The organism is Actinomyces sp. Z5, from assembly GCF_003287795.1.
In the GTDB taxonomy this organism is placed as follows: Bacteria; Actinomycetota; Actinomycetes; order Actinomycetales; family Actinomycetaceae; genus Actinomyces; species Actinomyces glycerinitolerans.
In genome coordinates, this window is sequence record NZ_QMIN01000072.1 from 1 (window position 1) to 9,986 (window position 9,986).

General features: G+C 69.0%; 8 protein-coding genes. 4 read left to right on the plus strand and 4 right to left on the minus strand.

Annotated features, from left to right (window positions below):
• Nucleotides 1-741: 741 nt before the first annotated feature.
• Complete coding sequence (locus DRB06_RS10225) at nucleotides 742-2,661, minus strand: dolichyl-phosphate-mannose--protein mannosyltransferase (RefSeq protein ID WP_258522233.1); 1,920 nt, start codon at nucleotides 2,659-2,661, stop codon at nucleotides 742-744.
• Nucleotides 2,662-2,697: 36 nt separating this feature from the next.
• Between DRB06_RS10225 and rsmI the strand changes: the two genes are divergently transcribed.
• Nucleotides 2,698-3,678: a 16S rRNA (cytidine(1402)-2'-O)-methyltransferase gene (gene rsmI, locus DRB06_RS10230; protein WP_244542573.1), complete on the plus strand. Its 981-nt coding sequence runs from the start codon at nucleotides 2,698-2,700 to the stop codon at nucleotides 3,676-3,678.
• Between the two features lie 22 nt (nucleotides 3,679-3,700).
• Here rsmI and DRB06_RS10235 read toward each other — a convergent pair whose 3' ends face one another.
• The 3 genes from DRB06_RS10235 to DRB06_RS10245 form a co-directional block, all read right to left on the minus strand.
• Nucleotides 3,701-4,441 carry a hypothetical protein gene (locus DRB06_RS10235; RefSeq protein WP_146750867.1) on the minus strand — a complete coding sequence of 247 codons (741 nt, stop codon included), beginning with the start codon at nucleotides 4,439-4,441 and terminating at the stop codon, nucleotides 3,701-3,703.
• Between the two features lie 129 nt (nucleotides 4,442-4,570).
• Nucleotides 4,571-5,263 carry a hypothetical protein gene (locus tag DRB06_RS10240; protein WP_146750868.1) on the minus strand — a complete coding sequence of 231 codons (693 nt, stop codon included), beginning with the start codon at nucleotides 5,261-5,263 and terminating at the stop codon, nucleotides 4,571-4,573.
• An 83-nt stretch (nucleotides 5,264-5,346) separates the two neighbouring features.
• A complete protein-coding gene (locus DRB06_RS10245) occupies nucleotides 5,347-5,898 on the minus strand; it encodes a hypothetical protein (RefSeq protein ID WP_146750869.1) in 552 nt (183 codons plus the stop codon).
• A gap of 134 nt (nucleotides 5,899-6,032) precedes the next feature.
• Here DRB06_RS10245 and metG point away from each other — a divergent pair, with 134 nt between their 5' ends.
• The 3 genes from metG to DRB06_RS10260 all read left to right on the plus strand — a co-directional run bounded on the left by metG (nucleotide 6,033) and on the right by DRB06_RS10260 (nucleotide 9,836).
• Nucleotides 6,033-7,883 carry a methionine--tRNA ligase gene (gene metG, locus DRB06_RS10250; protein ID WP_111819884.1) on the plus strand — a complete coding sequence of 617 codons (1,851 nt, stop codon included), beginning with the start codon at nucleotides 6,033-6,035 and terminating at the stop codon, nucleotides 7,881-7,883.
• Nucleotides 7,880-8,812, plus strand: a complete 933-nt coding sequence (locus DRB06_RS10255; RefSeq protein ID WP_111819885.1) for a TatD family hydrolase — start codon at nucleotides 7,880-7,882, stop codon at nucleotides 8,810-8,812. The genes metG and DRB06_RS10255 overlap by 4 nt, the downstream gene beginning before the upstream one ends.
• Before the next feature lie 79 nt (nucleotides 8,813-8,891).
• Complete coding sequence (locus DRB06_RS10260; RefSeq protein WP_073328245.1) at nucleotides 8,892-9,836, plus strand: G5 domain-containing protein; 945 nt, start codon at nucleotides 8,892-8,894, stop codon at nucleotides 9,834-9,836.
• The last annotated feature ends 150 nt before the right edge of the window (nucleotides 9,837-9,986 follow it).

The following is a 9,986-nucleotide window of genomic DNA, read 5'->3' on the forward strand; positions in this document are numbered from 1 at the left end:
CTCACGAACCCACACCCACAACCCGCACCCACCCCCCGGGGCCCTGGCCGGGGGGCACACACCACACGCACACAGCGCAGCCCACACCAGACACCAACGCGGCAAGGCAGCCGCACCAGCCCACAAACCACGAGCCCACACAGGCCGCACACACGGAAATACGAGTGGGCAGACACCACAGCCAACGGTGAGGCGGTGTGACCTTCGCAGGCACGCCCGTACTGGCTCGAGCCGCGAACCTCAGCCGGGCACGTACTCACCGAGGGGCCCCTTGGCCGTGTGCTCGGCAACGGGGTACTCGACTGCTACGCCTGTTCGCGGTCTACTACGCCACTTGGTCGTCTGTTGAAGGGCTCCGAGGTATACAGCGGACCGTTAACCGGCTAACCGGCGTAGTAGACGGTGAAGTGGCGTAACAGACGCCCCCAGCTCACGGGCGCCAGCCGGCATAGCATGACTTGTGGGTACTTAAACCGTCACGACTCAGGTTACGCCCCGGGTAGGGCCCACGGTTGGCCCCCGGCGTCGGTTTGGACCGCTCCAGCAGGAGGTGCCCGGGGCAGGGCCCGCGGACCGCGGACTCCGGCGGGCCCTACCGTGCGGCCGAGAGCTCAGCCGCACGTACCACATGGGGCGCCGGGCCTGCCGGCCCGGGAAGTGCCCCACCGCAGTCGCGCGCAGCGGAATGCCCCGTAGCTCCAACCAGGGGGACAAGACAGGGCTACCCCGTGGACGCCGGCCCTAGATCCAAGAACTCAGCCACATGTGCCAGTGCCAGAACGTGTAGGACACGGTCTGTCCGGTCCAAATCGGCCACCACGCCACCGTGAACATCGCAGCGAGCACAATCACGCCGGCCATCAGTGCCAGTCCTTCTCCGCGCAGGCGCCAATGCGGTACGCCCGTCCAGGCTTCGGGAAGACGGGTGCGCGTTGCACGCATGCCGAAGCCGAAATATGCGGCCACGGCGCCACGTGGATAGGGGAGCCCCGGCCCAATCCGTCCCTCCGCGATCAGACGCGCCTCCTCACGCTCGGCTGCCGACCCGGGCACGGGCGTGAGCATGCCGGAAACTGCGCCCAGTGCTAGCACCAGCACCAGCACCATGCACGGTTCGAACGCCACCGTGTAGAAGGTGAAGATGGTCCGGTTGGAGTAGATGAACCACGGCAGGTAAAGGCCGACGTACCCGATCAGCGGCACCCAAACGCGCCAGTCGCGGCGGCCGATTGCCAGTACCACGACCACGAAGACCAGTGCCAGCACGGCCGCCCACCAGATGGGTATGTTGCCGATCGAGGTGATGGCCTGGATGCAGCGGCCCGAGCCGCAGTCGGCGCCGCCCAGCTCCTCAGAGCCCTTCCAGTACAACGACGTCGGTCGCCACTGCACCAGCCAGCCGATCGGCTTCGACATGTAGGGATGCTCGGTGTCCAGGCCAACGTGGAAGTTGTACATCGACAGGTGGTACTCGAGCAGGTCGTTGAGGGAGTCCGGTAGCCAGGAGCGCGCCACCGTGCCGGTCTCCGCGCGCTGCGCCGCCGCCCAGCCGCGGTAGTAGGCGCCGTCGTGCAAGAACCACGAACCCCAGCCGGCCCCCAGGTAGACGATGAAGGCCACCGGCACCAGGCGAATGAAATCCCCCATGCCGCGCGCAACGGTCCCCTCGAGGAACCAGGCGCGCGCCCCGACCCGGCGCAGCGCCAACGTATCCCAGACGACCACAAGAATCCCGATCGCAGCCAGCAGGTAGGCGCCGGACCACTTCACCGAACAGGTCAGCCCGGCGGCGATGCCCGCCCCAATCAGCCACGGGCGCAGGTGTGCCCGCGGTGCCAGGGGCGCGGGCACCTCCGCAGCGATGGGCACGCCCGCGAAGTCGGCCGCCAGACGCGCCCGGGACCATTCCCGGTCGCGCACGAGGCAATAAAGCGCGACCGTCGCGAACAGGCCGATGAACCCGTCCAACAGTCCGATCCGCGACTCGGTGATCCCTACACCATCGATCGCCAGCAATACCCCGGCCAGGCCGGCGAGCAACGGCGAACGGGTCAGCCGCAGCGTGAGCCGCGCCAGCACAATCACCGTCAAAACGCCCGCCAACGCCGGCATGACCCGCCAGCCGAAAGAAGAGTCCGCGCCGAAGATCTGCATACCCAGACCGATCAGCCATTTGCCCAGCTGCGGATGCACCACATAGCTGGGGTCGGTTGTCAGCGCAGAGAAGTCTCCCTGCGCGAACAGCTCATCGGCGCCGTCGCCCCACTTGGACTCGTAGCCGTTCTGCCACAGTGCGTAGCCGTCCTTGACGTAGTAGATCTCGTCAAACATGAGCTGATGCGGGTGACTCAGGCCAATCAGCCGCGTCAGCGCCGCCACCAGTCCAGCCAACGCGGTGGCCACCCAGCCGTTGATACGCGTCTGCCGCGGCAGTTCGGTGCCAAGCGGTTCCAGTCCCAGTAGAGACCGCAGCTGGTTCTCGCTGCGTGGAGTCTCGGTCTCACCGGGCTTACCGGCGTTGGTGTCGGTCTTGGAGGCGCTGTCGGTCTCGACGACGGCAGTCGCGGCAGCTGCCGCGTGCAGGGAGCCATCGCTGGGAGAGTCTCCTGGAGTAGGGGACGCGTCGGCGCCATCCGGTGAAGCAGCACAGGGTGAAGTCACGTCTGCGAGTCTAAGGCGGCCCGTCATACTGAGCCCATGAATAACGACATGAGTGATGCCACGCCCGCGGACGACAGCGGCGCGCCGGCGGCCGAGGCCGACCGGACGGCAGAAACACGGCCGGCGGCCCCGGAGGATGTTGCGCCGCCTGCGCCTTCGGTGGACGCCGCCCCGCGCCCGGGCACGATCACCCTGGCCGCGACCCCGATCGGGAACGTCGCCGACGCCTCCCCGCGCCTGCGCCGGGCCCTGGAGTGTGCCGACCTCATCGCCGCGGAGGACACCCGCCGCCTGTTCGCCCTGGCCCGCCGTCTGGGGGTGAGCGTGGGCGGCCGCGTGGTGGCCTTCCATGAGCACAACGAGGCCTCCCGGGCCCCCGAACTGCTTGCGGCCGCACGTGCGGGCAGCGCCGTCTTGGTTGTCTCCGACGCCGGCATGCCGGGCATCTCGGACCCCGGCTACCGGCTGGTGGTGGCCGCCGTCGACGCCGACGTCCCGGTCACCGCCGCGCCCGGGCCCTCTGCCGTGCTTACCGCCCTGGTGCTCTCCGGACTGGCCACCGATCGCTTCACCTTCGAGGGTTTTCTCCCGCGCAAGGCGGGGGAGCGCGTCCGCGCCCTGACGGCGTTAGCGGATGAGCCGCGCACCATGGTGTTCCTGGAATCGCCCCGGCGCACCCACGAGACCCTGCGTGCCATGGGCCAGGCCTTCGGCGCGGACCGCCGTGCCGCACTGTGCCGGGAACTGACGAAGACGCACGAGGAGGTACAGCGCGCAACCCTGGGGGAACTCGCGGACGCCACGGCCGACGGCGTGCTGGGGGAGGTGGTGCTGGTGGTTGCCGGCGCCCCCGCCCGGGTGGTGGACCTACAGCAGGCTGCCGCCGAGGCGCTGGCCCTGGCGGACTCCGGCATGCGGCTGAAGGCTGCCGCCGCCGAGGTCGCCCCGCGGGCCGGTGCTCGTCCCAATGAGGTGTATCGGGCGGCGCTTGCCCGGCGCGACGCCGACGACGCCTAAAACGCCGGCGCCTGGAAGAGGGCTAGACGCCCTGGCCGCCGTCGGGCGGGGGCAGCGGCCGGTAGACCACCTGCTGCGGGGCCAGGCCATAACCGACCGTCGGCGTTGCGGCGGGGGCGGGCTGCGGCGCCGACATCGGTGGTGCCGGAACGACGGGCGCTCCTGCAAGCGGATACAGTCGGCTCATCATGACGCGCGTGCGACGACGTCGGCGCGCCACCAGCCAGATCGCGCCGACTACGGTGCTGGTCAGGCCCGCCACGCAGAAGGGGATCGAAGTGACGGCCATGCGCAGGCTACGGCTCCACTCCGGGGACACGTTGGACTGGTTGATGGTGATCGCGCTTGTCCCGGTGCAGGCGACGTCGTAGGTGCCGGCGTTGGTCGACCGGAAGCCGAGCACCTGGGGCGGGTCGCTGTTGTCATGATCCAGCGTATAGACATCCAGTGCCGTTCCCGCCGGGTCGAAGACCTTGCAGGCGACGTTGGCGTCGGCGGAGAAGAAGCCGTATTCGGTGTCCTCAAGCAGGGACAGCGCCGTCGACCGCCCACCCTGGTCGATCGCGACGGCGTCCTCCTCAAGCACACGCGGGGCAATCGCCACCGCTGCTGCGAACAGTGCTACCGCCACCAGCAGCGCCGCCACGCCCCCGATGGTGACGACGCGCGGCACCGTCAGTGAGGGCAGGCCGTCCGCGTCCACGCCTCGCGGGCGCTGCGGTGGTCCATTGACGCCCGGACCGGGCTGATTCCACACGGCCATCGCCTGCACCTCTACTTCCTGCCGGTACTTCCCGCCGGCGGGCCGCCGCCGACTCCCACGAGATTCAACCGTGACTTTACGTGACTTTACGTGACTTTACGGGGCGATGCCGTCTTCGTCAGCCGAACCTCACAGCCTGGTGCCTGCGGTTGGATATGCAGCCTGCGCCTGTAGAGCTCGCCTGTTGTGTGAATTGCGTACGACGAGCCAGATGATGCCGCCGATTGTGAGGGGAACACCGACGATGAACATGCAGACTGCGGCGAAGACGAGGAAAACGCTGCGTCCAACGTCCTGTGCTCCGATCGCGGGGCCGAAATACACGTCCTCACCGGCGACGGAGGTGGTGCAGGTGACGGTGTACTCGCCGGAGATGCCTGCCTCAACCGTGGCGAAGAGGAGGTGCCCGTTGACCGTCGTGTTTGACCACGGAGTGGCCAGCGTCGCCTCGGTGCCATCGGCGGCGGTTACGGAGCACTGTGAGTCCCCATTGCCGTAAAGGCCGTAAGTGACCGTGGAGTCCAACTGCACGCGGGTTGAGCCGTTGGCGTCAACGGGGCGCGGGTCGTGATCGAACCGGGTCATGTAGCCGGCGAAGGCCACAACGATCACGGCGGCCAACACGCACAGGACCACCCCAGACAGCAGCAGAATAAGCGGCCCCTTGTGTCCCTTGGGGGCCGGTGCGGCAGGGGCGTAGGAGTTGGGGCCGGCGCCACGGGGCGCGGTCGCATAGGGGGAGCCGGGAGTCGGGGGTAGGACATGGGTTACTCCGGTGCGGTAGAGGGCTGGTGGCGTCGGTTGTCGCGCTATCACGCTCACGATACGTGCCGTGTCGCCCGCAGGCGGCTTCCGTGAGTGACGGCGAGACGTTGGCGGGAAGCAGATCGACGTTGGTACGCCGACTATTCCCGGATGATTCCCCGGGTGGTTGCGGCGGGGCCGCGCCGGTTCGATCGGGCGCGCCTATTGTCGATAAAGTGCCAAATGCCCCCGAACGTAGCCAGCGGGAGGCCGACGAGGCCCATGCAGGTAGCGGTGATCGCTCCCCACCAACCGCAGTCGACGATCCGGAGGTCGGTCAGGCGCCCCACCGATACCTCCTGCTTCTCGTGCCCGGAACACGTGAAGGTGTGATCGCCGGTCGCTTCGGCCTCGATCACTCCGAGAATCCGATGATCGGCCACTGGCGTCTCCTCCGACGGCGGAAGAACCACGACGCCGTCCCCGTTCGGGCCGGTGACGGTGCAGTCCACGGTGCTATAACCCCACAGGCCATATGTGGTCGCCGCATCCAGGCTCACGGTGGTCACCCCAGCCGAATCCAGCGCCTGCAGGTCCCTGATGGGGCGCGCCATGGGTAGACAGATGGCCAGCCCGGCCAGCGCCACCAGGCACAGGACCACGCCGATGCGCAACGGGACTCGCGGTGTTCCAGACGCAGGCGGTCGGGGCATCGTGATCTCCTCCAAGCTCGATGACGCACACCTGGCGTGCTCGTCGCCGCCACCATAGGGGTGCCGGAGCCGCAAACACAGGGGGAGAACAACCCGGAGCCGTACCCGGCTGCGGGAACGGATAGGCTGCCCCCATGAGCCGTATCCTCTCCGCCGTCGCCTGGCCCTACGCCAACGGTCCCCGCCACATCGGACACGTCGCCGGGTTCGGCGTCCCCTCGGACGTCTTCTCCCGCTACATGCGCATGGCCGGGCATGACGTCCTGATGGTGTCCGGAACCGATGAGCACGGCACCCCGATCCTGGTGGCCGCCGACGAGGAGGGCGTCAGTCCGCGCGAGTTGGCCGACCGCAACAACCGGCTCATCGTCGAGGACCTGGTGGCGCTCGGCCTGTCCTACGACCTGTTCACCCGCACCACCGCCGGCAACCACTACCGGGTGGTGCAGGACATGTTCCGCACCGTGCGCGACAACGGCTACATGGTCGAGCAGGTCACCCGCTCCGCGATCTCCCCCTCCACCGGCCGTACCCTGCCCGACCGCTACATCGAGGGCACCTGTCCGATCTGCGGCTCCGGCGGCGCCCGCGGCGACCAGTGCGACAACTGCGGCAACCAGCTCGACCCCACCGACCTGATCGACCCCCACTCCCGCATCAACGGGGAGACCCCAGAGTTCGTCGAGTCCAGCCACTGGTTCCTGGACCTGCCCGCCCTGGCAGAGGCGCTGAGTACCTGGCTGGATGAACGGGAGGCCTCCGGCGCTTGGCGGCCCAACGTCATCCGCTTCTCCAAGAACATCCTGGCGGAGATCCGCCCGCGCGCCATGACCCGCGACATCGACTGGGGCATCCCCATCCCCGGCTGGGAGGACCAGCCGAATAAGCGCCTGTACGTGTGGTTCGACGCCGTCATCGGCTACCTGTCCGCCTCCATCGAGTGGGCCCGCCGCAGCGGCGACCCCGAGGCCTGGCGCCAGTGGTGGAACGACCCGCAGGCCCTGTCCTACTACTTCATGGGCAAGGACAACATCGTCTTCCACTCCCAGATCTGGCCCGCCGAGCTGCTCGGCTACAACGGCCAGGGCGAGCGCGGCGGCGAGAGCGGCGACATGGGCGTGCTGAACCTGCCCACCGAGGTCGTCTCCAGCGAGTTCCTGACCATGGAGGGCCGCAAGTTCTCCTCCTCCCACGGCATCGTCATCTACGTGCGCGACTTCCTGGCCCGCTACCAGGCCGACGCCCTGCGCTACTTCATCTGCGCCGCCGGCCCCGAGACCGCCGACGCCGACTTCACCTGGGCGGAGTTCGTGCGCCGCACCAACGGCGAGCTGGTGGCCGGCTGGGGCAACTTGGTCAACCGCACCGCCGCCATGATTCACAAGCGCTTCGGTGCCATCCCCGCCCCGGGCGAGCTGGAGGACGTGGACCGCGCCCTCCTGGACGCCGTGGACGCCGGCTTCGATACGGTCGGCGACCTGATCCGCCACCACCGGCAGAAGGCCGCGCTCGCCGAGGCCATGCGGCTGGTGGGTGAGGCCAACAAGTACATCGCCGACACCCAGCCCTTCAAGCTCAAGGGGGAGGAGGGCAGCCCCGAACACCGGCGGCTGGCCACTGTGCTGCACACCCTCGCCCAGGTGGTGGTCGACCTGAACCTCATGCTCTCCCCGTTCCTGCCGCACGCCGCCAACGACGTCGATCGCGTCATGGGTGGCGAGGGCACCATCGCCCCCATGCCCCGCATTGAGGAGGTGGACGAGCTCGACCCGCAGGTGCTGCCCGATGCCTTCACCGGCCGCACCGGCTACCCGATCATCACCGGCGACTACACCGCCGTACCCACCTGGGAGCGTCACGCCGTCGTGGTCGGCACGCCGATCGCCAAGCCCAAGCCCGTCTTCGTCAAGCTCGACGAGGCCATCGTGGAGGAGGAGCTGGCCCGCTACGCCGACTCCCAGCCCGACGACGTCACCGGCGCATGAGCCGCAAGCACCGCGACCGCTCCTGGCCGCCCGCCGACGCCGCCGCCCCCCTGGCGGCGCCCGTCACCGACAATCACACCCACCTGCCGGTTCCCGGAGAGGCTGCCGCCGGGCCCGGCGCCGACGCGCCGCTGGACGCCGCCGAACTGGTGGCTCGCGCCGCCGCCGTCGGCGTCACCGCCATCATCACCTCCGCCTGTGAGACCACCACTTGGGAGCCGAGCCTCGCCCTGGCGCGCGAGCTTCCCGGCGTGCGGGTCGCCCTGGCCATCCACCCCAACGAGGCCGTCGCCCACGCCGGGGTGCGGGAGATCGGCCCCGACGGCCTGGAGCCCGTGCGCCTGTCCCACCACGACGAGCCCCTGGACGAGGCCATGAGCCGGCTGGAGGCGCAGGTGCGCGGCAACCGGGACGTCGTCGTCGCCGTCGGCGAGACCGGCATGGACCTCTTCCGCACCGGCCCCCGCGGCGCCGCCGTCCAGCGCCAGGCATTCCGCGACCACATCGCCCTGGCCAAGCAGCTCGACCTGCCGCTGCAGATCCACGACCGCGACGCCCATACCGAATGCGTGGACGTGCTGGCGCGTGACGGCGCCCCGGAACGGACCGTCTTCCACTGCTTCAGCGGGGGAGCGGCCCTGGCCCAGGCCTGCGCCGAGCACGGCTGGTACGCCTCCGTGGCCGGCCCCATCACCTACCCGGCCAACGAGGAGCTGCGCTCCGCCGTCGCGGCCGTGCCCGACGAGCTGCTGCTGATTGAGACCGACGCGCCCTACCTGCCGCCGAAGCGCTGGCGGGGACGCCCCAACGGCTCCTACCTCATGCCGGACACGGTCCGTTTTCTCGCGCAATTGCGCGGATACGACGAGGTGAAAATGGCCGCCGTGCTGGCCCGCAACACCGCTCAGGCCTACGGCACATGGGTGTGAAATGTGTCAGTTTGTGTTGCTGAGCCACCCGTAGTCGGTTAGCGTGATCGGCAGTTGTCAACCGTTAGGAAGAATCCCCGTGGGTCGTCACTCCCAGAGCAGCTCCTTAAGCACAACGCTGGTTGAGCTTGGGGCACTGGCCTCAAAGAGCCTCACCAAAACCTCCGACGCACATGGCCGCCGTCGCGCCGACGGCCCCGCGAAGACCTCGATTTCGCCGGCGATGTACCGGGCGGGAGGGGTGGCCGCCACCCTGTCCCTGGCGGTTTCCGGCGGCGCCTACGCCGCCACCCAGTTCGGTGACTCCGGCGTCGCCCCCCTCACCGAGTCCCAGGCGCGCATGCAGGCCCTCGCCGCCTCCGGCGAGGACACCGCCGACGCCCTGGTAGTGGGCGGCGACGTCGCCGAGGTGACCGCGGTTTCCGAGGACGAGACCGATGAGTTCGAGCAGGTGGAGCAGGAGACGGATGCTCTGCCCGAGGGTGAGACCGAGGTGCAGACCGAGGGCGTTGACGGCGTCACTCGGGTGGTCTATCGCGTAACGAGCGTCGACGGCCAGGAGGTCTCCCGCGAGGTGATCTCCCGCGTGGTCGTCAGCGAGCGGGTCGACGAGGTGGTGCTGGTCGGCACCGGCACGGCTGCAGACACCAGCGGTGAGGACGCCGACACCGAAACCGAATCCACCACAACCACGGTGGCGGCTTCCGGTGACGGCACCACCGCTGCCTCCGCCCAGTCCATCGCCCAGTCGATGATGTCCTCCTACGGCTGGGACGACTCCCAGTTCACCTGCCTGGTCAGCCTGTGGAACCGCGAGTCCGGCTGGAACTACCAGGCCCAGAACGCCTCTTCCGGCGCCTACGGCATTCCTCAGGCACTGCCCGGCTCCAAGATGAGCTCCGTGGCCTCCGACTGGGCCACCAACCCCACCACTCAGATCAAGTGGGGCCTGGGCTACATCTCCGGGCGTTACGGCACCCCCTGCTCCGCCTGGGCCCACTCCGAGTCCACTGGCTGGTACTGATCCCCGCCGCACTCGTCACCGCACCGGTCGCAACGGCCGGTCTCGGTGCGTTACATCCACCGGCCTCGGTGTGTTAGATGTGCTGGTCCCGGCGAGGACGTCGGCGGGATCGGCTGCTGTAGGGCGGCGCGGCGCGTTAGCGCCGCCCCC

Coding starts and splice junctions, on each gene's coding strand:
- DRB06_RS10255 (WP_111819885.1), top strand. CDS start 7,880: ATGAGCCGCAAGCACCGCGACCGCTCCTGGCCGCCCGCCGACGCCGCC.
- metG (WP_111819884.1), top strand. CDS start 6,033: ATGAGCCGTATCCTCTCCGCCGTCGCCTGGCCCTACGCCAACGGTCCC.
- DRB06_RS10235 (WP_146750867.1), bottom strand. CDS start 4,441: ATGGCCGTGTGGAATCAGCCCGGTCCGGGCGTCAATGGACCACCGCAG.
- DRB06_RS10245 (WP_146750869.1), bottom strand. CDS start 5,898: ATGCCCCGACCGCCTGCGTCTGGAACACCGCGAGTCCCGTTGCGCATC.
- rsmI (WP_244542573.1), top strand. CDS start 2,698: ATGAATAACGACATGAGTGATGCCACGCCCGCGGACGACAGCGGCGCG.